Annotated in this window: 22 protein-coding genes; 13 read left to right on the top strand and 9 right to left on the bottom strand. The window is 72.0% G+C overall.

The features are described from left to right. Positions 1-131: 131 nt before the first annotated feature. The 4 genes from ACZ5XZ_RS18265 to ACZ5XZ_RS18250 form a co-directional block, all read right to left on the bottom strand. A complete protein-coding gene (locus ACZ5XZ_RS18265) occupies positions 132-527 on the bottom strand; it encodes a GntR family transcriptional regulator (RefSeq protein WP_384435510.1) in 396 nt (131 codons plus the stop codon). Between the two features lie 169 nt (positions 528-696). After that, on the bottom strand, positions 697-1,722 hold the full coding sequence (locus tag ACZ5XZ_RS18260; protein WP_468979107.1) for an ABC transporter permease subunit: 1,026 nt from the start codon (positions 1,720-1,722) through the stop codon (positions 697-699). Continuing rightward, complete coding sequence (locus ACZ5XZ_RS18255; protein ID WP_468979105.1) at positions 1,719-2,651, bottom strand: ABC transporter ATP-binding protein; 933 nt, start codon at positions 2,649-2,651, stop codon at positions 1,719-1,721. The genes ACZ5XZ_RS18260 and ACZ5XZ_RS18255 overlap by 4 nt, the downstream gene beginning before the upstream one ends. Positions 2,652-2,746: 95 nt before the next feature. After that, positions 2,747-3,262 carry a GNAT family N-acetyltransferase gene (locus ACZ5XZ_RS18250; RefSeq protein WP_468979104.1) on the bottom strand — a complete coding sequence of 172 codons (516 nt, stop codon included), beginning with the start codon at positions 3,260-3,262 and terminating at the stop codon, positions 2,747-2,749. A 331-nt stretch (positions 3,263-3,593) separates the two neighbouring features. Here ACZ5XZ_RS18250 and ACZ5XZ_RS18245 point away from each other — a divergent pair, with 331 nt between their 5' ends. After that, entirely contained in the window at positions 3,594-4,397 is an 804-nt protein-coding gene (locus tag ACZ5XZ_RS18245; RefSeq protein ID WP_468979103.1) for an exodeoxyribonuclease III, read from the top strand. A 40-nt stretch (positions 4,398-4,437) separates the two neighbouring features. On the opposite strand, the gene ACZ5XZ_RS18240 is transcribed toward ACZ5XZ_RS18245, so the two are convergent. Both ACZ5XZ_RS18240 and ACZ5XZ_RS18235 read right to left on the bottom strand, forming a co-directional pair. Then, a complete protein-coding gene (locus ACZ5XZ_RS18240) occupies positions 4,438-5,232 on the bottom strand; it encodes a helix-turn-helix domain-containing protein (RefSeq protein ID WP_468979101.1) in 795 nt (264 codons plus the stop codon). A gap of 325 nt (positions 5,233-5,557) precedes the next feature. Continuing rightward, on the bottom strand, positions 5,558-6,391 hold the full coding sequence (locus ACZ5XZ_RS18235) for a MerR family transcriptional regulator (RefSeq protein ID WP_468979098.1): 834 nt from the start codon (positions 6,389-6,391) through the stop codon (positions 5,558-5,560). Between the two features lie 207 nt (positions 6,392-6,598). Here ACZ5XZ_RS18235 and ACZ5XZ_RS18230 point away from each other — a divergent pair, with 207 nt between their 5' ends. The 4 genes from ACZ5XZ_RS18230 to ACZ5XZ_RS18215 all read left to right on the top strand — a co-directional run bounded on the left by ACZ5XZ_RS18230 (position 6,599) and on the right by ACZ5XZ_RS18215 (position 10,418). After that, on the top strand, positions 6,599-8,125 hold the full coding sequence (locus ACZ5XZ_RS18230) for a flavin-containing monooxygenase (protein WP_468979095.1): 1,527 nt from the start codon (positions 6,599-6,601) through the stop codon (positions 8,123-8,125). Continuing rightward, complete coding sequence (locus tag ACZ5XZ_RS18225; RefSeq protein ID WP_468979092.1) at positions 8,122-9,132, top strand: alpha/beta fold hydrolase; 1,011 nt, start codon at positions 8,122-8,124, stop codon at positions 9,130-9,132. Before ACZ5XZ_RS18230 ends, ACZ5XZ_RS18225 begins: the two co-directional genes overlap by 4 nt. After that, a complete protein-coding gene (locus ACZ5XZ_RS18220; protein ID WP_468979090.1) occupies positions 9,129-10,037 on the top strand; it encodes an SDR family oxidoreductase in 909 nt (302 codons plus the stop codon). Before ACZ5XZ_RS18225 ends, ACZ5XZ_RS18220 begins: the two co-directional genes overlap by 4 nt. A gap of 150 nt (positions 10,038-10,187) precedes the next feature. Next, positions 10,188-10,418, top strand: coding sequence for a hypothetical protein (locus tag ACZ5XZ_RS18215; RefSeq protein ID WP_468979087.1), 231 nt, complete (start codon positions 10,188-10,190; stop codon positions 10,416-10,418). A 184-nt stretch (positions 10,419-10,602) separates the two neighbouring features. Here the strand turns inward: ACZ5XZ_RS18215 and ACZ5XZ_RS18210 are convergent, their stop codons facing one another. From ACZ5XZ_RS18210 to ACZ5XZ_RS18200, 3 genes are all read right to left on the bottom strand, one after another. Beyond that, positions 10,603-13,956, bottom strand: a complete 3,354-nt coding sequence (locus ACZ5XZ_RS18210) for a S41 family peptidase (protein WP_468979407.1) — start codon at positions 13,954-13,956, stop codon at positions 10,603-10,605. Between the two features lie 391 nt (positions 13,957-14,347). Beyond that, positions 14,348-14,815 (bottom strand): NUDIX domain-containing protein, encoded by a 468-nt coding sequence (locus tag ACZ5XZ_RS18205; RefSeq protein ID WP_468979084.1) that lies wholly within the window; start codon positions 14,813-14,815, stop codon positions 14,348-14,350. Further along, positions 14,808-15,563: a DUF5919 domain-containing protein gene (locus ACZ5XZ_RS18200; RefSeq protein WP_468979081.1), complete on the bottom strand. Its 756-nt coding sequence runs from the start codon at positions 15,561-15,563 to the stop codon at positions 14,808-14,810. The genes ACZ5XZ_RS18205 and ACZ5XZ_RS18200 overlap by 8 nt, the downstream gene beginning before the upstream one ends. Positions 15,564-15,709: 146 nt before the next feature. Here ACZ5XZ_RS18200 and ACZ5XZ_RS18195 point away from each other — a divergent pair, with 146 nt between their 5' ends. The 8 genes from ACZ5XZ_RS18195 to ACZ5XZ_RS18160 all read left to right on the top strand — a co-directional run bounded on the left by ACZ5XZ_RS18195 (position 15,710) and on the right by ACZ5XZ_RS18160 (position 21,308). Further along, positions 15,710-16,057 (top strand): hypothetical protein, encoded by a 348-nt coding sequence (locus ACZ5XZ_RS18195; RefSeq protein ID WP_468979079.1) that lies wholly within the window; start codon positions 15,710-15,712, stop codon positions 16,055-16,057. Beyond that, positions 16,057-16,254, top strand: coding sequence for a hypothetical protein (locus ACZ5XZ_RS18190; RefSeq protein WP_468979077.1), 198 nt, complete (start codon positions 16,057-16,059; stop codon positions 16,252-16,254). The genes ACZ5XZ_RS18195 and ACZ5XZ_RS18190 overlap by 1 nt, the downstream gene beginning before the upstream one ends. Next, complete coding sequence (locus ACZ5XZ_RS18185) at positions 16,251-16,493, top strand: hypothetical protein (RefSeq protein ID WP_468979074.1); 243 nt, start codon at positions 16,251-16,253, stop codon at positions 16,491-16,493. Before ACZ5XZ_RS18190 ends, ACZ5XZ_RS18185 begins: the two co-directional genes overlap by 4 nt. Then, on the top strand, positions 16,490-16,732 hold the full coding sequence (locus tag ACZ5XZ_RS18180; protein WP_468979073.1) for a DUF7848 domain-containing protein: 243 nt from the start codon (positions 16,490-16,492) through the stop codon (positions 16,730-16,732). Before ACZ5XZ_RS18185 ends, ACZ5XZ_RS18180 begins: the two co-directional genes overlap by 4 nt. A gap of 599 nt (positions 16,733-17,331) precedes the next feature. Continuing rightward, positions 17,332-18,471, top strand: coding sequence for an energy-coupling factor ABC transporter permease (locus tag ACZ5XZ_RS18175; RefSeq protein WP_468979071.1), 1,140 nt, complete (start codon positions 17,332-17,334; stop codon positions 18,469-18,471). A 1-nt stretch (position 18,472) separates the two neighbouring features. Further along, the gene (gene cbiQ / locus ACZ5XZ_RS18170) at positions 18,473-19,234 is read left to right on the top strand and encodes a cobalt ECF transporter T component CbiQ (RefSeq protein ID WP_468979069.1); all 762 of its coding nucleotides are present in this window, start codon (positions 18,473-18,475) and stop codon (positions 19,232-19,234) included. Further along, positions 19,222-19,995, top strand: coding sequence for an energy-coupling factor ABC transporter ATP-binding protein (locus ACZ5XZ_RS18165; protein WP_468979067.1), 774 nt, complete (start codon positions 19,222-19,224; stop codon positions 19,993-19,995). The genes cbiQ and ACZ5XZ_RS18165 overlap by 13 nt, the downstream gene beginning before the upstream one ends. Positions 19,996-20,108: 113 nt before the next feature. Further along, on the top strand, positions 20,109-21,308 hold the full coding sequence (locus ACZ5XZ_RS18160) for a serine hydrolase domain-containing protein (protein ID WP_468979065.1): 1,200 nt from the start codon (positions 20,109-20,111) through the stop codon (positions 21,306-21,308). Positions 21,309-21,506 lie beyond the last annotated feature (198 nt).

Raw genomic sequence — 21,506 nt, 5'->3', positions numbered from 1 at the left:
TCGCGCGCTCACCCCCCCACCCTTCCCTCTCGGTTCCCCCCCCCCCACCCCCCCACCCCCCCCCCCCCCCCCCCCCCCCCCCCCCCCCCCACCCAGGCTGCGGCCTGACGTCACGTGAGGGTCAATGCCCCTCACTCCTGCGCGTACCGCTCCTCCAGCACCGAGTTCACCAGCGCCTGGACATCCTCCCGGTCCAGGCCCTCGGTCCGTGCCCGCGCCATCCAGGAGCGCAGTTCCTCGCGCAGCCGGGCGTCCGCCGCGGACTCGGGGCGGGCCAGCGTGCGGCTGACGAAGGTGCCCAGGCCGGGGCGCGGTTCGACCAGGCCTTCGCGCTCCAGCTCGCGGTAGGCCTTCAGGGTCGTATTGGGGTTGACCTTGGTCGTGGCGGCGACCTGCGCGGCGGTCGGCAGGCGGTCGCCCTCCACGAGGATGCCCAACCGCAGCGCCTGATGGACCTGTTGGACGATCTGGAGGTAGGTGGCGACACCACTGCGGCGGTCGATGCGGAACTCGACGACGCTCACCACCTCTCTGCTGCTCTCGTCCGTAGGGCTGATGCTCTCGCCCGTAGGGCCGACCATGCCGCCAACCGGGCCGGTGGCCGCGCCGCCGGGGCTCGGCCGCCCGACCGATTGATGATCCGGCCGCCGGTGCCGGGTGTCAAAGCGCCGCCCGGCGTGTGCCGCGCCCGGCCGTTCAGAGCGGCCGCCGGTGGGCCCGCCACACCACGAACGCGAGCACCACGGCGGTCAGGGCCAGCAGGATCCCCGCGCCCAGCCACTGCATCCCGGCCATCTGCTCGTAGTCGAAGTACTGGGTCACGCGGTTGACGATGCCCAGCTTGGCCCGGCAGGCCTCGGCATCGCTGTGGACGCAGGTGCCGTAGCCGTAGAGCCTGCCGTCGGCGGTGGACACCCAGTCGTCGATGCGTAGGGAGCCGAGCGGCAGGTCGGGGCCGCCGGCGTTGTACGGATAGCTGACGCTGCGCAGCGTGCCGAGGTGGTCGCGGACCTTCTCGCTCCAGATCACGGAGGCGACCACGCCGAAGACGGCGGTGGCCGCCATCGCCGACGCCGTCCGCTTGACCAGCATGCCGATGGCGATGCCGCAGGCGGTCAGGAAGAGGGTCGTGGCCACCGGTATCGGGCCGGTGGTCTCGAAGGCGCCGCCCGCCAGCCAGTCGCCCTGTAGGGCCAGGTTGCGGGCCGGCGACCACAGCCAGGTGAAGGCGGCCGACAGCAGAGCGGTGCACAGCGCGGCGAGGGCCAGCGGCAGGGCGAGGGTGGCGGCGATCCAGCGGCCGCGGCTCACCGACTGGGTGGTGACCAGCTTGAGGGTGCCGTGCTCCTGCTCGCTCGCGATCAGCGGTGCGCCGAGGAAGATGCCGACGAAGAGCGGCAGGAGCTTCAGGAAGTCGACGTCGAGGTCGAACGCCGAACCGAAGTGGTTGCGGAAGTCGTTGGCCAGCTGCCCGTCCGCGTCCGGGGTGGCGCCCTTGAGATCCAGGAACTCCAGCACGCCGATGCGCTGGTAGGCGAAGAGCGCGCAGGCCGCGGCCGTGACCAGCAGGCCGGTCCGCAGGAAGGCGCGGTGCCGGTGCCAGACCAGCCAGGGCAGGCCGCGCAGCAGGGCGCGGCGGGGGGTGTGGGCGGCGGCGGACGCGGGCCGGCCGGCCGCCGGTTCCGCCGCCACGGCGTCGTGGGTCGTGCTGGTCCGGCTCATGCCGCCGCCTCCTGCGTTCCGTCGTCGATCCGTGCCTCGTCCGCGATCAGGTCGGGCGCCTCGGGCGAGCGCAGATAGGCCAGCAGGACCTCTTCCATGCTCGGCACCAGAACCTCCCAGCTGTCGCAGAGCGGTCCGCCGGACCGGATCAATGCGCTGAACTGCCGGCCGCTGACCCGGGACTCGACCACGGTGTGCTGCCGCCGCAGCTCCTCGGGCACCCCGTCCGCTCCGTCGGCCACGCCCGTCACCAGCAGGTGGGAGGGCACCAGCTCCTCGGTCGGGCCCGCCATCCGCAGCCGCCCCTCGGCGAGGACGACGAGGTAGTCACACATCTCCTCCATCTCCGCGAGCATGTGGGACGACATCAGCACGGTCGTGCCGTGTTCGGCGGCCTCGGCCATCAGCAGGCCCGACAGCTCGTTCCGGGCGAGCGGGTCGAGGTCGGACATCGGCTCGTCGAGCAGCAGCAGCTCGGGCCGCTTGCCGAAGGCGAGGGCGAAGGCGACGCGGGTGCGCTGGCCGCCCGAGAGGGTGCCGATCCGGGCGGCCAGCGGCACGTTCCCGGACCGTACGATCCGCTCGGCCAGCGCCTGGTCCCAGCGCGGGTTCAGCTCACGGCCGAGCCGCAGCGTGTCGGCCACGGTGAAGCGCGGGTAGAGCGGCTTGTCCTGCGCGAGGAAGGCGATCCGCTCCAGGGCGGCCGGGTCGGAGACCGGGACGCCGAACAGCTTCAGCGTCCCGGTGGTGGGCTGCACCAGCCGGGTCGCGGTGCCCAGGAACGTGCTCTTGCCGGCGCCGTTGGGGCCGACGAGGGCGCAGATGCGGCCGGCGGGGAGCCGGAAGGAGCAGTCCCGTAGCGCCCACCCGCGGCGGTACTTCTTCCCCAGTCCTACGGCCTCGATGGCCCATGGGCTCGGGTCGCTCACCCGGATCCCCCCTTTAGCTAGTTCATTAGTGGAATGAGTATGGGGAGCGGCCCGGACGCCTGTCAACAAAGCCGGCGAGCGGGCGGAGGCGCCCCTCAGTCCGCCGTCCCCGTCAGCGACTTCGCCATGCACCGGCTCTCCTCATACGTCCGGTAAAGACCGAACTTCTCCACCAGCGCATAGCCGCAGGACGCATAGAGCCGCAGTGCCTCCGGCTGCTTGATGCCGGTCTCCAGCACCATCCGGGACCGCCCCGCGGCCCGCGCGTCCGCCTCCAGCACCTTCAGGATCCGCCGCGCCAGCCCCCGCCCCCGCGCCTCGGGCAGCACGAACATCCGCTTGATCTCGGCGTCCCCCACCGCGTACCCCTTGCCGGTGTCGTCCTGCACCCGCCAGCCCCCGCTGGCCAGCGCCCGGCCGCCCTCGTATGCGATCAGGTACGCGCCGTGCGGAGGGCTGAACATCTCCGGATCCAGCGGCGTCATGTCGCCGTCGCCGTAGCGCCGGGCGTACTCCTGCTGGACCAGCCCGTCGAGGGCGACGGCGTCGGGGTGGTCGTAGCGGACGGCGCGTATCTCGACGTGGGGTGTCCCGGTGGGGCGAGTCTCCATGTCATGAAGCGTACGGGCGTGCGAGTGGCGGGTGCGGCGGAACGGGGGAGCGACCGCGTGGCCGGGACGGGTCGCGGTCGCTCCCCCGTCGGGAAGGGCGCGCCCGTCCGTGGACGGGGCCGACTACTGGGCCACGCCCTGAACCGACCGGAGAATTCGGGGCTTGACCATGCCGGATATGTGCGGTTTGCGGCGGAGTGCGCGCGCAGCTCGGCCGAGCCGGGGCACCCGGGCCGGGGTGCCCGGCCGTCATCGAGGCGGCCACCGGTATGGGAGCCTGACCCCTGGCCCGACGAGAGAGCGGCGGCCGGAAAGGGATAGGGCGAGCGTTGTGATCACCGTGACCTCCGTGAATGTGAACGGGCTGCGCGCCGCGGCCAAGAAGGGCTTCGTCCCGTGGCTGGCGCAGACCGCGGCCGACGTGCTGTGCCTGCAGGAGGTACGGGCCGAGACCGCGCAGCTCCCGGACGAGGTGCGCGAGCCCGCCGGCTGGCACACGGTCCACGCCCCGGCGGCCGCCAAGGGCCGGGCCGGCGTCGCCCTCTACACCCGCCGCGAGCCGGACCGGGTCCAGGTCGGCTTCGGCTCGCCGGAATTCGACGGCAGCGGCCGCTACGTCGAGGCCGATCTGCCCGGGGTGACCGTCGCCAGCCTCTACCTGCCCTCCGGCGAGGTCGGTACCGAGCGCCAGGACGAGAAGGAACGCTTCATGGCGGAGTTCCTCCCCTACCTCGTCGACCTGCGCAAGCGCGCCGCGGCCGACGGCCGCGAGGTCGTGGTCTGCGGCGACTGGAACATCGCCCACCAGCAGGCCGACCTGAAGAACTGGAAGGCCAACCAGAAGAAGTCCGGTTTCCTCCCGGAGGAGCGCGCCTGGCTCACCGACGTCCTCGACGAGACCCGCGGCGGCTACGTCGACGTCGTCCGCTCCCTCCACCCCGAAGCCGAGGGCCCCTACTCCTGGTGGTCCTACCGGGGCCGCGCCTTCGACAACGACGCGGGCTGGCGCATCGACTACCACCTGGCGACCCCGGGCCTGGCCCAGCGCGCGGTGAAGGCCCACGTGGAGCGCGCCGCCAGTTACGACCAGCGCTGGAGCGACCACGCACCGGTGACGGTGGCGTACGGCCAGTAGGAACGCGTACGGGGCCGCACCGGCGTGGCCGAGGCGGTTGCTAGGCGGGCGGTCGGCTGTAGTTGTCGAGTGTCGCCTTGCTCATGGAGAGGTCCTTGAAGACGAGTTCCCAGGGGCCGGTGTTCACGTCGAAGTCCTTGCCGAAGCCGACCCACTTGCCGGCCATGCGTCGGCCGGTGGGCTCCACGAGGAGCTGGAGTGCGCCGTGGTAGCGGGCGCCCGCGTAGTAGCCGTCGGACGCGGTCTGTTCCACCCAGGAGCCGGTGACCACGCTTCCGTCCACGGTCAGATCCAAGGACAGCGGCGAGTCGGGGTTGGACGAGGCGCCCGGCAGTGAGTGGCCGGTGAGGCGGGCGCCGTGCTGGACGAGGACGACATGGTGGGCGGCGCTGAAGGTCGTGCCGCGCCCCGACGAGAAGAACTCGTAGCGGCTCAGCCAGATGCCTGAGCAGTTCTGCGCCGGGGATTCCACCGGCTTTTCGGTAGTTGGCTGGGGGCGCCGCACGGCGGCCGGGGCGATCCCGTCGGAGCCCGGGTCCATGTCGTGGCCGCCCGCGCCGTCCTCGCGGACCCGGGTCATGGGGAGGGGGAGCCGGAAGCCGAGCGCCTCGATGGGCATGCCGGTCACCTTCTCCAGCGCGCGTGCGTAGACCGGCCGTGGCGATCGGCTGATGCCGGTCTCCCAGCGCTGTACGAGGCGCTTGCTGGCATCGTTCGGTTCGCCTGCCTCGGTGCCCGCTTGCCGGAGTGCCCTGGCGAAGTCTTCCTGGCTGAGCCGCAGGCCGATGCGTACGGCGCGCAGCATGTCGTTCGGTACGAGATCGGCTGTGGTCATGGGCCTCACGCTAGACCTCTTCGCCATGCCATGACACCGGTTTGACGCCTTCGTGTGACACCCGAATGATGCCCTGTTGCCGTCGCAGTGGCCTGCTGTGGCTCGGGAGCATGGCGTCATGGAGAACGAGAGGCGAAGCGAAGACAGGTGCGAGCTGTGCCAGCTGTTAGCGGCGCAGGAGGCCGAGGGGCGGGACACGCGGGACCGGAGTCTGGAGGTCGACGCCCGGGTGCGGATGCGACGCCATGCCCGCCAGGCGCATGGCACGCAGCTGCCCTTTCCCGCTTGGTGACACGAGTGTTGCTCCGTCAGCCGGCAGGGTGGCCTATCGGTCCAGGGGTCGCTGTGTGTCCTGCTCCTCTGCCTCGTGCTTCCCCAGCCAGCCTTCCAGCTCCGCGCGTACGCGCCGGTCCATGGCCATGGACAGCTCGGCCTCCACCACGCCCTTGGACAGGGGGCGGAGCTTCTCGATCGTCTCGGCTATGCGGTCGATCTCCTGGGGGTCGGGCAGGCCGTCCGCGCCCTGGCGCGGCAGGACGTCGGCCAGGAGGTGGGTGCGGACGAGGGTGGTGAAGATGTCCGCGAGGGCGTCGGCATGGGCGCGCACCCGGCGGCCGGCCTCCAGGACGTCGGCCAGCGGGATGCCCTTGTTGACGAGTTCGGTGGAGGCGTCCAGGAGGCGGCGGCTGATGTGCACGAACTCGTCGCCGTCGACGGCGAGATAGCCGATGTCCAGGGACGTGGTGAGGTTCTCGGGGGTGATGTCCCGGCTGAAGTGGTCGGCGAGCTGCTCGGGGGTGAGGCGGACCGGGGTCTCCTCGGACCACGGGGGGAGCAGCGGGGTCTGCAGGCCCAGCAGTTCGCCGACGTCGCGCCCGGACTCGAAGGCGGAGAGGAGTTCGGCGATCCCGCCGAGGGTGTGGCCGCGCTCCAGCAGGGCGCCGATGGTGCGCAGCCGGGCGAGGTGGTGTTCGTTGTACCAGGCGATCCGGCCCTCGCGGCGGGGTGGCGGGATGAGCTTGCGCTCGCGGTAGAACCGCAGCGTACGGACCGTGATGCCGGCTTCCTCGGCCAGCTCGGCCATGCGGAACTCGCGCGCGGCGGGGGTGTGGGCGGTGGGGGCCGGGCGCTCGTCCTTGGAGTTCTCGTTCGCTGCCACGGGGTCAGCCTATGCCGGGGGTGTGACAGCGGGCCGGGGTGCGACCGGCGGTAACTTCCTTGCGCCGGACCCCTACCGCTCAGTACGCGGCTGCCCTACTCTCCCCCTGTGCCCAACTGTGCCAGTGATTGCTGGCGCGATAGGGCGGCCTGCGGCAGTCGGCGTCGTAGGTCTGCGGTGCAGAGCGTCGAACTCGGGAGGCGGCGGATGGCCGAGCGCGAGCGGAAGCATGTGCGCGTGGCGGTGATCGGATCGGGCTTCGGTGGCCTGGGGGCGGCCGTACGGCTGCGACGCCAGGGGATCACCGACTTCGTGGTCCTGGAACGGGCCGGCTCGGTGGGCGGCACATGGCGCGACAACAGCTATCCGGGGTGCGCATGCGATGTGCCCTCGCATCTGTACTCGTTCTCCTTCGCGCCCAATCCGCAGTGGCCCCGGAACTTCTCCGGGCAGCCGCACATCCGGGCGTACCTGGAGCGGGTGACGGACAACTTCGGGCTGCGCCCGCACATACGGTTCCATTCCGAGGTGCGGAGCCTGCGCTGGAGCAACAGCGAGCTGCACTGGGAGCTGGAGACGGCCAGCGGGCCGCTGACCGCCGACGTGGTGGTCTCGGCCACCGGGCCGCTGTCGGACCCCAAGCTCCCCGACGTGCCGGGGCTGGACTCCTTCCCGGGGGAGGTCTTCCACTCCGCGCGCTGGAATCACGACTACGACCTGCGCGGAAAGCGCGTGGCCATGATCGGCACCGGTGCGTCGGCGATCCAGATCGTGCCCGCCATCCAGCCGGACGTCGAGCGCCTCACGCTCTTCCAGCGCACCCCGCCCTGGGTACTGCCGCGGGCCGACCGCCGGATCAGCGCGGCCGAGAAATGGCTGCACACCAGGCTGCCGGCCACCCGCGCGGCACGCCGCGGACTGCTCTGGGGCATCAGGGAGCTGCAGGTCAGCGCCTTCACCAAGCGCCCCAACGAGCTGGGGATGATCGAGTTCCTGGCGAGGAACCACATGAAGAAGGCCATCAAGGACCCGGCGCTGCGCAGCGTGCTGACGCCGGACTACCGCATCGGGTGCAAGCGGATACTGCTCTCCAACACCTACTACCCGGCGCTGGCCCGGCCCAATGTGGATCTCGTCGCCGCCGGGCTGAAGGAGGTGCGCGGCAGCACCCTGGTGGGGGCCGACGGCAGCGAGGTCCAGGCCGACGCGATCGTCTTCGGCACCGGCTTCCATGTGACGGACATGCCGATCGCGCAGCGGGTCACCGGCGCCAGGGGCACGACGCTGGCGGAGGAGTGGAAGGACGGGATGGCGGCGCTGCGCGGAGCCAGCGCGGCCGGCTTCCCGAACTTCCTGACGATCATCGGGCCCAACACCGGCCTCGGCAACAGCTCGATGATCCTGATGATCGAGGCACAACTGACCTACATGGTGGACTTCATGCGCCAACTGGACATTCTCGGCGGAAAGATCGCGCTGAGCGCCCGGCAGTCCGCCGTGGACGAGTGGACGCGCGAGATCCAGCGGCGGATGGAGCGCACGGTGTGGAACACCGGCGGCTGCGACAGCTGGTATCTGGACGCCAACGGGCGCAACACCACCGCCTGGCCGGGGACGACCGCGGAGTTCAAGAGGGTGACCCGGCAGGTCGATCTCGCCGAGTACGAGGTGCTGCGGCCACCGGGGACCACGGCCGGGCGGCCCGCCGACGCGCGTGCGGAGGTGGCCGCATGAGCCGCCGCCCCGGACACGTCACAAGTGGTCCGTACGCGCCGCCGGTGCCGCGCCGGACGACGACCGTCACCTCGGCCGACGGCTCCCGGATCCACGCCGAGTTCCACGGGCCCGAGCACGCCCCGGCCGTCGTGCTGGCGCACGGCTGGGCCTGCTCGACCGCCTTCTGGGCCCCGGTGGTCCGCGATCTGGCCGCCGATCACAAGGTCGTCGTCTACGACCAGCGCGGGCACGGCCGCAGCCCGGCCGTCGCCCCGGCCGGCTACAGCACCCGTGCCCTCGCCGACGACCTCGTCGCCGTACTGGAGGCGACCCTGGAGGCGGACGAACGCGCCGTGGTGGGCGGCCACTCCATGGGAGGCATGACGATCATGGCCGCCGCCGACCGGCCGGAGCTGCGCGCCCGGGCCGCCGCCGCGCTGCTGTGCAGCACCGGCTTCTCCCAACTCGCCGCCGAGGCCCGGGTGCTCCCCCTGCGCGGCCCGGCCGGACGGCGCCGCGCACACCGCCTGCTGCTGGGCTCCCGCGCGCCGATGGGCCCCGTGTCACCGCTCACCAAGAGCGCGCTGAAGTACGCGACGATGGGCGCCGGCTCCACCGCCGAGCAGGTCGAGGCCTGTGCGCGCATCGTGCACGGCTGTCAGCCGGGCGTCCGGGCCCGCTGGGGCAAGGTGCTGGCCGAACTCGAACTGACCGGCGAGGCCGGCCGGCTGGACGTGCCGACGGCGGTCGTCGCGGGCACCGCCGACCGGCTCACCCCGCCGGTGCACGCCCGCCGGATGGCCTCCGTGCTCCCCGACTTCCGCGGGCTGACCGAGCTGCCGGGGCTGGGGCACATGACGCCGGTCGAGGACCCGGGCGCGGTCGCCGGCCGGCTGCGCGAACTCGTGGGCGATCACCTGCAGGCGGCCGGCACCGGTGCCGGAAACAAGACGGCGGCCGGCTCGGAAGCCCCCGCCCAGGCCCCCCGCGGCAAGCAGCGGCAGAAGAAGGAGCGGACGGTATGAGGACGAGCGGAAACCTGGACGGGCAGGTCGTGGTGGTGACGGGCGCGGCGCGCGGGGTCGGCGCGCTGCTGGCCCGCAAGCTGTCGGCGCGCGGCGCGACGCTGGCGCTGGTCGGCCTGGAGCCGGACGAACTGCGCGACGTCGCGGCCTCGTTGCACGGCCCGGCCCACCACTGGCACGCCGACGTCACCGACCACGAGGCCATGGCCCGGGTCGCCGCCGGGGTCAAGAACCGCTTCGGCAAGGTCGATGTGGTCGTCGCCAACGCCGGTGTGGCGACCGGCGGCCCGTTCGTCGACTCCGACCCGGTCGCCTGGAAGCGGGTCGTCGAGGTCAACCTGATAGGCAGCGCGGTCACCGGCCGGGCCTTCCTGCCCGTCCTGATGGAGTCCCGCGGCTACTTCCTGCAGATCGCCTCGCTCGCGGCGATCACCCCGGCCCCGATGCTGAGCGCGTACTGCGCCTCCAAGTCGGGCGTCGAGGCGTTCGCGCACTGCCTGCGGGCCGAGGTCGGCCACAAGGGCGTACGGGTCGGCGTCGGCTATCTGAGCTGGACCGACACCGGCATGGTGCGCGGCGCCGACCAGGACGACACCATGCGCGAGCTGCGCTCCCGGCTGCCCTGGCCGTCGAACAAGACCTATCCGCTGGGCCCCGCCGTCGACCGGATCGTCGCGGGCATCGAGCGTCGCTCCGCCCATGTCTACGGGCAGTGGTGGCTGCGCGGGATGCAGTCGCTGCGCGGGTATCTGCCGGCCGTCATCGGGTCGGTGGGCCAGCGCGAGATCCGCAGGTTCGGGGACCGGCTGGACGGGATGCGGATCGGGCTGGTCGGTGCGGGCGGCGAGGCCGACGAAAAGGCCCGCGCCGACGAAAAGGCCCGCGCCGCCGAGAAGGCGAGCTGACCTGCGAGTTCGCCCTCTGAGGCCGCCCTGTCCGGCCGCCGTGCGGGTCACGGAGGGTAGCCGTTCGTGATCGAAATGCGAGCAATGTCCGGGCGTGTCACGCTGTTTCGGGGCCCAACCGCCCCCCACACCCCACTAGGAGTGAACAGTATGGGCATCAAGGACCAGTTCCAGGACAAGGCCAACGAGCTCCGTGACCAGGCGAGCAAGGCCGCGAGCGGCCCTCGCGACGACGCCCCCGAGCGCGGCCGGCGCGAGGAGCAGGAGCGCGGCCGGCGCCAGGGCGGCCAGGAGCGCGACCCGCAGCGTGACCGCGGCCAGCAGGGCCGCCGGACCGCCCAGGACGCGCTGGACGACGCCGAGGGTCGCTACCAGAGCTGACGCCACGTCCTGAAGACCACGCGCGGCGACGTACGCGCCATGCGTGAGGGGCGCACCCGGTCGACCGGGTGCGCCCCATCGGCTTGTCGGACGAGGCCCTCTGTGGTCGAAGAGGGGCCTCGTTGTCCCGTGGTCGAAGAGATCCGCGGTCCGCCCGCCGAGTTCGCCCCGGTCGCCGGCCCGTTCAGGCCCCCGCCGCCCCCGCGGCCCCCGTAGCGCCGCCGCCGCGCGGCGGCAGCGCCGGCCGTCGCCGGTCCGGTACGTCCGACAGGTCCGGAGGCGTCGCCGCCGGATGCCGCTCCAGCAGCTCCAGCGCCGTACGCACCGCCACCCCCAGCGTCGGGTGCTTGCCCTCGGCCCAGTGCAGCGGGGAGCGCAGTGCCTCGATGTCCACCTCCACGCCGTGGTTCTCCACGCCCCAGCCGTAGAGCCGGAACCACGCCGCGTTCATCGGCACGGTGATCGTCGTCCCGTCGGCGAGCCGGTGCCGCCCGGTCATGCCGACCACCCCGCCCCAGGTGCGCATGCCGACCACCGGCCCGATGCCCTGCAGCTTGAAGGCCGCGGTGATCATGTCGCCGTCGGACGAGGTCATCTCGTCGGCGACCGCGACGACCGGGCCGCGCGGCGCGTTGCTGGTGTACGAGACGGGCTCGGCGTCGCGGGTCAGGTCCCAGCCCATGATGGTGCGGGTCAGCTTCTCGATCACCAGCTCGGAGATGTTGCCGCCGGCGTTGCCCCGCACGTCCACGATCAGCGCGGGCCGGGAGACCTCCATCCGCAGATCGCGGTTGAACTGCGCCCAGCCGGAGCCGCCCATGTCGGGGATGTGCAGATAGCCGCACTTGCCGCCGCTCAACTCCCGTACCACGGCCCGCCGTTTGGCCACCCAGTCCTGGTAGCGCAGCGGCCGCTCGTCGATCAGCGGGACCACCGCGACCCGGCGGGCGTGGCCGTTGCCCTCCGCCGGGGAGAACGTCAGCTCGACGGTGGTGCCGCCGGCCGCGGCCAGCAGCGGATACGGGCCGGCGACCGGGTCCACCGGCCGGCCGTCGACATGGGTGAGCGCCGCGCCGTCGCGGATGCCCGTACCGGCCAGCGGGGAGCGGGCCTTGGAGTCCGACGACTCGCCGGGCAGGATCCGCTGGACGACCCAACGGCCGTCCCGGCAGGTGAAGTTCGCGCCGAGCAGCCCCATCGCGCGCTGGTAGTGCGGCGGCCCCTCGTTGCGCCGGGCGCCGGTGACATACGCATGGGAGGTGCCCAGTTCGCCCAGCACCTCGCGCAGCAGATCGGCGAACTCGTCGGGGGAGGCGACCCGTTCGACCAGCGGACGGTACTGCGCGAGCACCGCGTCCCAGTCGATGCCGCACATCCGCGGCTCCCAGAAGTACGCCCGGATGAGCCGGCCCGCCTCGTCGAACGCCTGGCGCCACTCCGCCTCGGGATCGACGTCGTGCAGGATGCGCCGCAGGTCCAGGTAGACCGTCGAGTCGCTGTCCGCCGGCTCGGTGGCCGGCACCGCGCGCAGCTCGCCGTCGTCGTTGACGACCAGCCGGGAGCCGTCGCCGCTGAGCGCGAAACCGTCCAGGGAGCTGGTGAGTTCGGTGCGCCGCGCCTTGGGCAGGTCGAAGTGTTCGAGGGTGGGCTTGCCGGAGGTGTTGTCGGGGTTGGCGAAGGTCTCGCCCAGCGCGCCGGAGATCGGCCAGCGCAGCCAGACCAGGCCGCCGCCGCTGACCGGCTCCAGGGAGGAGTACTTGGACGCGGCCACCGGGAACGGCGTGACCCGGTTCTCCAGCCCCTCCACCTCCACCAGCACCGGCCCCTCGCCGGCCGGCGGAGGAATCTCGTCCGGGTCCAGACCGCCCGCCGCGGGCCGCCCCTCCGGCGACAGCGCGAAGGGCGAGGGGGTCGCCGACGACAGCGGTACGAGGTAGGGCCGGCAGCCCAGCGGGAAGGACAGGTCCCCGGTGTGCACGTCGTAGACCGGGTCGAAGCCCCGCCAGGACAAGAACGCCAGATAGCGGCCGTCGCGGGTGAACACCGGCTGCTCGTCCTCGAAGCGGCCGTTGGTGACGTCCACGATGTGCCGGTCGGACAGCCGGGCCATCCTGATCTGCCGCAGCGAACGGCCGATGCCCGGATGCGACCAGGTCAGCCAGCGGGAGTCGGGGGAGAAGGCCAGGTCGCGGACCGGCCCGTTGGTGGAGCGGACCAGTTCGGTGACGCCGCCGGGGCCGGCTGCCTCGTCCTCCTCGGACCGGTCCTCCTCGGTCGATCCCTCCTCCGGCCGGGTCACGTCCACCAGCAGCAGCCGGCCGTCGTGCGCGGCCACCGCCAGCCGCTCGCCGTCCGGTGAGGCGGTCATCTCGTGGACCCGGCCCAGCCGCCCGGCCGCCAGCCGGCGCGGTTCGCCCGGCGCGCTGGCCCGCGGCAGATCGGTGATCTCCACGGCGTCCTCGCCCTCGGCGTCGGTGACGTAGGCGATCCGGCCGCTGGAGCCGAGCATCTCGGGCAGCCGGACGCGCACCCCCGGGGTGTCGTGGATCGTGCGGGCCGGGCCGTCGCGGTGGGTGAGCCAGTACAGGCTGCCGCGTACGCCGACCGCGCTGGCCCGCCCGGTGGCGTCCACCGCGAGCGAGGTGACATGCGAGGCGGCCGGGACCTGGTAGCTGCGGCGGCCGGCCCGCGGGCCGCCCAGGCGCACCCCCAGCCTGCGCGGCACGGCGTGCGGGCCGAGGTCCTCGATCAGCCAGACGTCGCCCGCGCACTGGTAGACGATCCGCTCGCCGTCGGTCGAGGCGTGCCGGGCGTAGAAGTCGGCGTGATCGGTGTGCCGGCGCAGGTCGGTGCCGTCCTGCCGGCACGAGTACACATTGGCGATGCCCTCGTGGTCGGACAGGAAGGCGATCCGCTCCCCGACGAACATGACCGAGTCCAGATGCCCGTACAGGTCCGGCAGCAGCCGGACGCCGTGCAGCCACATCCTGCCCGTCGCGCCGCCCCGGTAGCGCTTCCAGGAGGCGGGCTCGTGCGGTGGGGTACCGCTGAGCAGCAGCGTCTTGTGCTCACCGGCGACATCGGCGACCGCGATGTCGGAGACCGGGCCCCAGGGCAGCTTCCCGCCCGGACCGCCGTCGGTCGGCAGCTTGTACGCCCAGGAGTAGTACGAGAACGGCTGGCCGTGCGAGGACACCGCCAGGATGTGCCCGTCCGGCGTCCATCCGCACACCCGCGCGTCCGTACTGCCCCAGTACGTCAGCCGGCGCGCCGGGCCGCCGTCGACCGCGGCGAGGTGCACCTCGGGGTCGAGGCTGCGCCAGGTGGTGAAGGCGATGTGCCGCCCGTCGGGGGAGAAGCGGGGGTGGCCGACGCGGGTGCGGTCGACGGTCAGCCGCCAGGCACGGCCGGGTTCCTGCCCGTCCGGGGCGATCGGGGCCACCCACAGGTCGTCCTCGGCGGCGAAGCAGAGCAGGTCACCGTGCAGATGGGGGAAGCGCAGGTACGAGCCGGGCGGTGCGTCCGGCGCGGTCGGCATGCGGCGCAGCCGGCCACGCGGCTCGCCCTTCGACTCCGTTCGCGGCCCGACGGCCTCGGGTTCAGCGCTCACCCATCCATGGTTTCGGCCGGGGGTGAGGGTGGCAACTCGGGTGGTCGACTACGAGCCGGGGCTGTCCGGGGGGCCACCCGGAGGGTTGGCCCCGCCCACCACCCCCGCCCACCACCCCCGCCCACCACCCCCGCCCACCACCCCCGCCCACCACCCCCGCCCACCACCCCCGCCCACCACCCCCGCACAAGGGCCCGTAACGTGCAGAAACTACGTTCAGTAGTTGCCGCCGTTTTCCGGGCCTTTCCTGGTCCTTGTGCCCTGAGTGTGCCCTCGGCGGACGGGGGCGCGTTGGGGCTGTCTTGTCTGCCTGGGCCGGTTACCGGGCGGCGGGCATGTTGCCGTCGAGCCAGTCATTCACGCGCTTCCGGATGCTGGGCACCATGGGCAGCGCGTCTACCTCCGTGGCTTCGAACCAGCGGACATCAGTGGATTCCTCAGACACCGCCAGATGGCCGGCAACGGGGCGTGCCAGGAAGCAGACTGAGAACTCTTGCCGTACCTCGCCATCGTCATACGCGAAGACGTGGTGGGGGTTGGTGTAAGTGCCGACGATGCCGATGATCTCGACATCAAACCCGGTCTCTTCGCGTGTCTCGCGAACAGCGCAGTCCGGCAACGACTCTCCGATGTGCATGGCGCCACCAGGAAGCGCCCACATGTCGTTGTCGCGCCGTCGCTGAAGCAGGATGCGCCCGGCATCGTCGATGACGATGGCGGAAGCGGCCGGGACCAAGCTGTTCGCGGCGGGGGCATCCGGGTCATCCTCGTAATCGCGCCTACCCATTTCCTTCCCCTTCCCACACCGGAGCGCCCCGGTTCCACAGTTCCTCAACGTGCGAAGCGAAGCGATCAAACATGCCGTCGTCCTGGTGGCGGCGTAGATGCAGCGTGGGGGCATCGTGTCCCACGCTGTGAGTCAGCAAGGGCGTAACGATCATGTCGTCATCGAAGCGGAAGACGGACAGGTGCGCGTGCCCGTCGCTGTACCTCGCGTCGATCCCCGGCTGATTTCTGATCTTCTCCAGTTCGGCGAGCGTCACCCTGATGCGCGTGGACAGAGTAAGCGCGACGTCTTCGTCTTCTTCGCGCGACCGCGTGAGATCACTGTCAGGGGTACCGAGCAGAAAGCGCACTCGGCACCCTTGGGCAGCCTTGCGGCCCAGTGCGGTACCGAACCGGGCCTGTTCGAGCCACAGGAAGTAGTTGGTGTAACCCGCGAAAGTCAGTTCTCGCTCAGCTTTGGTGATCAGCGACCGCCACAGGGAGGCTGGGCAGCCGGACCGGTACGGGTAGACGGAAACGACCTCACGATCCGGCCCAACCTTGATCGCCTTCTTCGCGGCAGCTGGCCATAACACCGCCTCGTCCTCCCCAAGTGCTTCGCAGATAGCCCATCGATGGCGGGCACGGGGGACCCGCCCGGTCTCAGTGATCCATCGGCCGACGGTCTTGATATCGACGCCGCAGCTCTCCGCCAACTGCCGGTCTGACATTCGGGCTTGAAGCATGGCGCGGCGCAGTGCTTCGTTCACGAATACCCCCTGGGACGTTAGGCACGCTTTCCACGGTAGGCGTACTCCGTTCCTAACGGTCACGGAACGAAGTAGGAACGCGCCACCAGGGGCGGAAGTGTGGGGGCGTACAAGACCCCCGCAACCGTGGTGGACGGCCCGGGGGCGTGGCCATCAACCCTCTGGAGGTTGACGACATGCGCAAACCTAGCGCCTGGATCTTCGATCTGCTGCTGCACTGGTTACTTCCCGCGCGAGGGCGTCATCGGTCTGCCGGCCAGCTGCCCGCCGCTGGCTGCGCAGATGCGCCGACGCTCGTGCTTCCCCGCGTCCCTGTCCGCCAGCAGGGGGTGCTGCGTGGTGTGGACGTTGCCCTGATCCGCCCGTACGTCCTGACACCCGATGAGCGGCGGGAGCGGCGGTTGCAGCGTGGGCGGCGGCGGGTGTTGTGGCTCGCGGTGCACGGGTACGACGCGGGGCCCCGCTGGATTCACGGTGTTGAGGTGACGGCCTGATGCCCCGCAACTGCCGCCCCGTGCACCTGGGGGATCCGTTTCCGGTGGCGGAGATCGCGCCGGTTGCCGGGTGCGATGTGTGCACGGCCTTGGCTGGGCAGCGTGAGGGGGCGCGTGCTGTCGGTGACCTGACGAAGGTGATCGACTGCAACATCGAGATGCGCAGTCATCCCCACCCCAAGGCGGTGCAGTCGTGAGCGCAGGCTCATGGTCGAGGATGCGGGACCGGGTCGAGGAAGCGTGGAACCGGCATGTTAGGTACCGGGAGCTGTACCGGCAGCTCGACCGGATGCGGACGGACCTCAAGGCCCGTACTGCGTGGATGGATGACCTGAACGAGGAGGAGACGGCAGCGATGCTGCGCGGTCTCGCCGAGTGCATCGACGCCATGCAGACGGACGGAGATGCCCCGGAGCGCCCGGAGAGGATGGCATGAGGGCCCGATACCGGTTCGCCGAGTGGACGCTGGCGTCCCATTCGGAAGTGCGGTTCATCGGTGAGTGCCTGGACTGCGGGGAACGTTGCGTCGATACCGAATCTGCCGACGAAGCGCAGGGGTGGTGCCTCAAGCACGCCGGACTCACCGGGGACAGACGCTTCGAGATGAAGGGATTCCAGCTCTTCACCGCCTACCTGACCAACGCGGCGGCAGACGGCGCTCCTCCCACGACGTAGACTAGGGCGGGGGCGCCATGGCGCACCTTCCGGCCGCCCCGCCCACACAACTCCCCCGACCGGACAAGCCTTGAGCAGAGACAGACGTGTCCCGCGTGAGCCGACGAGCTCAGCTCTCGCCCCGGTCCGTCCAGCGGAGCGCAGTCCTAGGCGCGCTCTTCACGGCTGCCGCGCCTGTCACGCGGCGAGGGAAACAGGTCCCGTGACGCCGATGTGTCCCGTACACCGGTGACCCTGGCCGCCGCGCCGCCTCTGGGATGAGGTGGAGCAAGCCCTCGCCTGGTGGGCCGATCATGATGGGCCCGGCCTTGATCGCTTTGGGCTCACGATGGACCGTGCCGGAAGCGTCCGCCCGTGGTTCGAGCGCCCGACGCAGGTGTTGCCGTTCGGTTGACTTCCCGTGTGCAGCTTGGCCGTCCGTCCTCTCCGCCCTCTCCGCGTCGGACGGCGGGCTCCCGGCAGCCTGGCGCATTCCCGGGTCCCGGATCAGTATCCGCATGATGGGCGCTCTTGCGAGTCTGTTGCAGTAACCGCGACCATTGGCTCGTTGCGCCACCCCATTGGCTGGTTTGCGGAGCCCGAAGCGGAGAGCCCTTTAGATGCACGTACCCGATGGATTCATCAACGCGCCGGTGTCGGTGGCGGCCGGCGCCGTCGCCGCGGTCGCGGTCGCGGTCAGCCTGCGCGGTGCCCGCCGGGAGCTGGCCGGTGCGGGGCAGGGCGGCGCCGCGGCCGCGGAGCGCACGGCGCCGCTGGCCGGGCTGGTGGCGGCGTTCATCTTCGCCGTGCAGATGCTGAACTTCCCGGTCGCGGCCGGTACGAGCGGGCATCTGCTGGGCGGGGCGCTGGCGGCGATACTCGTCGGCCCCTACACCGGCGTGCTCTGCGTCTCGGTCGTGCTGCTGATGCAGGGGGTGCTGTTCGCCGACGGCGGGCTGACCGCGCTGGGCGTCAACATCACCGACATGGCGATCGTGACGACCGTGGTCGCCTACGCCCTGTTCCGGGGGCTGGTGAAGGTGCTGCCCAGGCGGCGGCGCTCGATCACCGTCGCGTCGTTCGTCTCCGCGCTGGTCTCGGTGCCGGCCGCCGCGGTCGCCTTCACCGCCCTCTACGCGCTGGGCGGGACCGCGGACGTGTCGATCGACAAGGTCTTCACCGCCATGGTCGGCGTGCACGTACTGATCGGGATCGGTGAGGCGGCGATCACCGCGCTGACGGTCGGGGCCGTCATCGCCGTACGGCCCGATCTCGTCTACGGCGCGCGCGGGCTGACCAAGCCGCTGGAGCTGCGCACCTCGCCCCTGGCGTCCCCGGGCACCGCCGAGCCGGTGGCGGCGGCCACCACCGCACCCGCCACCGCGCCCACCGTCGCGCCCGCCCCCACGGCTCCCGCCGCCCCGCGCCGTTCCACCCGCCACGTCTGGCTGGCCGGGATCGCCGCCGCCCTGGTGTGCGCGGGCGGCGTCAGCTGCTACGCCTCCGCCAGCCCCGACGGCCTGGAGAAGGTCGCCCACGACCAGGGCATCGACGCCAAGACCAAGGACCACGCCACCAAGGACTCGCCGCTCGCCGACTACAGCGTCAAGGACGTCGCCGACCCCCGGCTGTCCGGCGGCCTGGCCGGTGTCATCGGGGTGGGCGCGACGCTGGCGGTGGGCACCGGGGTGTTCGTGGTCCTGCGCCGCCGCAAGAACACCGGCGCTCAGCCCGCCGCGCGACAGACGGAGAACGCCTGACATGGGAGCGGGCCACACCCACAAGCTCTACCGGCACGGGCACTCGCCGGTGCACGCCCTGCCCGCGCACTGCAAGCTCGCCGCGGTCTTCTGCTTCGTCCTGATCGTCGTCGCCACCCCGCGCGCGGCGGTCTGGGCGTTCGGGCTCTACGCCCTGCTGATCGCGGGCGCCGCCGCGGCGGCCCGGATCCCGGCCGGCTTCCTGCTCAAACGGCTGCTGATCGAGGTGCCGTTCGTCGCCTTCGCCCTGCTGATGCCGTTCGTCGCCGAGGGCCCGCAGATCCACCTCATCGGACTGGACCTGAGCCGGTCCGGGCTCTGGGGCGCCTGGAACATCCTCGCCAAGGGCACGCTGGGCGTCGCCGCTTCCGTGCTGCTGGCCGCCACCACCGAGCTGCGGGAACTCCTGCTCGGTCTGCAGCGGCTCAAGATGCCGCCGCTGCTCGTCCAGATCGCGTCCTTCATGATCCGCTACGGCGACGTGATCACCGACGAGATGCGGCGGATGCGGATCGCCCGGCTCTCGCGTGGCTTCGAAGCCCGCGGCGTACGCCACTGGGGCGTGCTCGCCAAGTCCGCCGGCGCGCTGTTCATCCGCTCCTACGAGCGCGGTGAGCGGGTCCACCTCGCCATGGTCAGCCGCGGCTACACCGGCACCATGCCCGTCATCGACGCCACCACCGCCACCCGCACACAATGGACCCGCGCGGCCGCGCTGCCGCTCGCCGCCCTCGCCGTCTGCCTCCTGGGATGGACCCTTTGAGCACCGCCACGCCCGCCCCCTCCCTCGCCGTCTCCGGGCTCGCCTACGCCTACCCCGACGGCCACCAGGCGCTCTTCGGCGTCGACCTGACCGTCGGCCGCGGCGAACGGGTCGCCCTCCTCGGCCCCAACGGCGCCGGCAAGACCACCCTCGTACTGCACCTCAACGGCATCCTCGAAGCGGGCGCCGGCAGCGTCGCGGTGGCCGGGCTCCCGGTCGCCCGAGAGAACCTCGCGGAGATCCGCCGCCGGGTCGGCATCGTCTTCCAGGACCCCGACGACCAGCTGTTCATGCCCACCGTCCGTGAGGACGTCGCCTTCGGCCCGGCCGCGTCGGGGCTGCGCGGCGACGCCCTGGAGGCGCGGGTCACCGAGGCGCTCACCCGGGTCGGCATGGAGGGCTTCGCCGACCGTCCGCCGCACCACCTCTCCTTCGGCCAGCGCCGGCGCGTGGCCGTCGCCACCGTCCTGGCCATGCGCCCCGAGATCCTCGTCCTGGACGAGCCCTCCTCCAACCTCGACCCGGCCTCCCGCCGGGAACTCGCCGACATCCTGCGGTCGTTGGACGTCACCGTGCTGATGGTCACCCACGATCTGCCGTACGCGCTGGAGCTGTGCCCGCGCTCCGTCGTGCTCTCCGGGGGCGTGCTGGTCGCCGACGGCACCACCCAGGACCTGCTCTGCGACGAGGAACTGATGCGCAGCCACCGCCTGGAGCTGCCCTTCGGCTTCGACCCCCGGTCGGTGACCGTTCCCCGGTGACCCGGGGCGCCGGCCGGCCGCCGCGTCGCCGTGTGACGAACGCCACGGGCCGTGGCCCTGGTCATCAGCACTGATCCGCGCGTTGCACCATTGATGGGTCACGAAAGCGACGGATGAGTGGGAAGCGGGAATCAGTGGTGGACGTCCAGGGCACGGTCGAGGACGGCTTCGAGCCGGTCCGGGACGCCTTCGCGGCCAACTTCGCCCAGCGCGGAGAGCGGGGGGCGGCGGTCGCCGTCTACCGGCACGGGCGGAAGGTCGTCGACCTGTGGGCCGGCACGAAGGACGGCGACGCCGACGCCGCCGCGCACGGCGCAGCGCCATGGGAGGCCGGCACCGCCCAGGTGATCCGGTCCGCGACCAAGGGCATCGCCGCGATCGTCCCGCTGCTGCTGCACCAGCGCGGAGCGCTCGACCTCGATGCGCCGGTCGGCACGTACTGGCCCGAGTTCAAGGCCGCCGGCAAGGAACGCGTGCTCGTCCGGCATCTGCTGTCCCACCGCGCCGGGCTGCCCGTCCTGGACACCCCGCTCACCCCCGCCCAGGCCGTCGACGGCGTCAGCGGCCCCGCCGCGATCGCCGCCCAGGCGCCCGCCTGGGAGCCCGGCACGGACCACGGCTACCACGCGCAGACCTACAGCTGGCTGATCGGCGAGCTGGTGCTGCGGGTCACCGGACGCACCATCGGCAGCTGGATCGCCGAGGAGATATCCGGGCCGCTCGGCCTCGACCTGTGGATCGGGCTTCCGCAGGCGGCACAGGACAGGGTGGGCCGCCTCGCGGCCGTCGAGCCGCCGGCGCCGCCGGCCGCGTCGGGCCTGCGGGCCCGGCCGAAGCGGTCGGTGGCCGACGCCTACGCCGACCCCACCTCCCTCACCAGCCGTGCCTTCGGCGCCATCTCCCCGGGCCCCGACGAGAACGACCCCGCCTACCGGGCCGGCGAGCTGCCCGCCTCCGCGGGCATCGCCACCGCCCGCTCGCTGGCCCGCTGCTACGCGGCGCTGATCGGCGCCGTCGACGACCAGCCGCGCCTCTTCGCCCCGGCCACCCTCACCCTCGCCCGCACCGAGGAGTCCGCCGGTCTCGACCGCACCCTCCTGGTCAACACCCGCTTCGGCCTCGGCTTCATGCTGCACGGCCCGGCCTCGCCGCTGCTGGGGCCCGGCTCGTTCGGGCACCCCGGGCGCGGGGGCGCGCTGGCCTGCGCGGATCCCGAAAGCGGTATCGCCTTCGGCTACGTCACCAACGGCATGCAGCGCAATGTGACCGCGGACCCCCGCGCGCAGGCGCTGCTGCGGGCTTTGGGCTCGTAGCCCTGCTTCCCACGTTGCCGGGTGGCCCGCCGGGCCTCGTCTGTGCGTTGTTTCCCGCCTTCGGCGGGAGCGGGGTGGGTTGTGGGGTGGGGGCGCTGGTCGGTGGTGGTGCCGGGGTCGGTCCTCCGGGGCCTGTTGTGTGGACTGCTGCGCTTTACGTCCACACAACAGGCCCCTCCGGCCCGCCCCCTCCCGCCC

This window comes from Streptomyces sp. NPDC033270 (assembly GCF_055576575.1).
Note: the sequence above shows the minus strand (reverse complement) of the source record. Positions and strands in the feature narration are given on the sequence as shown.

What these genes read in the sequence shown, in the direction of transcription:
- ACZ5XZ_RS18190 (WP_468979077.1), top strand. Translation starts at nt 16,057, where the DNA reads ATGCCCCGCAACTGCCGCCCCGTGCACCTGGGGGATCCGTTTCCGGTG.
- ACZ5XZ_RS18250 (WP_468979104.1), bottom strand. Translation starts at nt 3,262, where the DNA reads ATGGAGACTCGCCCCACCGGGACACCCCACGTCGAGATACGCGCCGTC.
- ACZ5XZ_RS18165 (WP_468979067.1), top strand. Translation starts at nt 19,222, where the DNA reads ATGGACCCTTTGAGCACCGCCACGCCCGCCCCCTCCCTCGCCGTCTCC.
- ACZ5XZ_RS18240 (WP_468979101.1), bottom strand. Translation starts at nt 5,232, where the DNA reads ATGACCACAGCCGATCTCGTACCGAACGACATGCTGCGCGCCGTACGC.
- ACZ5XZ_RS18215 (WP_468979087.1), top strand. Translation starts at nt 10,188, where the DNA reads ATGGGCATCAAGGACCAGTTCCAGGACAAGGCCAACGAGCTCCGTGAC.
- ACZ5XZ_RS18160 (WP_468979065.1), top strand. Translation starts at nt 20,109, where the DNA reads ATGAGTGGGAAGCGGGAATCAGTGGTGGACGTCCAGGGCACGGTCGAG.
- ACZ5XZ_RS18225 (WP_468979092.1), top strand. Translation starts at nt 8,122, where the DNA reads ATGAGCCGCCGCCCCGGACACGTCACAAGTGGTCCGTACGCGCCGCCG.
- ACZ5XZ_RS18260 (WP_468979107.1), bottom strand. Translation starts at nt 1,722, where the DNA reads ATGAGCCGGACCAGCACGACCCACGACGCCGTGGCGGCGGAACCGGCG.
- ACZ5XZ_RS18205 (WP_468979084.1), bottom strand. Translation starts at nt 14,815, where the DNA reads ATGGGTAGGCGCGATTACGAGGATGACCCGGATGCCCCCGCCGCGAAC.
- ACZ5XZ_RS18230 (WP_468979095.1), top strand. Translation starts at nt 6,599, where the DNA reads ATGGCCGAGCGCGAGCGGAAGCATGTGCGCGTGGCGGTGATCGGATCG.
- ACZ5XZ_RS18175 (WP_468979071.1), top strand. Translation starts at nt 17,332, where the DNA reads ATGCACGTACCCGATGGATTCATCAACGCGCCGGTGTCGGTGGCGGCC.
- ACZ5XZ_RS18210 (WP_468979407.1), bottom strand. Translation starts at nt 13,956, where the DNA reads ATGCCGACCGCGCCGGACGCACCGCCCGGCTCGTACCTGCGCTTCCCC.
- cbiQ (WP_468979069.1), top strand. Translation starts at nt 18,473, where the DNA reads ATGGGAGCGGGCCACACCCACAAGCTCTACCGGCACGGGCACTCGCCG.
- ACZ5XZ_RS18180 (WP_468979073.1), top strand. Translation starts at nt 16,490, where the DNA reads ATGAGGGCCCGATACCGGTTCGCCGAGTGGACGCTGGCGTCCCATTCG.
- ACZ5XZ_RS18220 (WP_468979090.1), top strand. Translation starts at nt 9,129, where the DNA reads ATGAGGACGAGCGGAAACCTGGACGGGCAGGTCGTGGTGGTGACGGGC.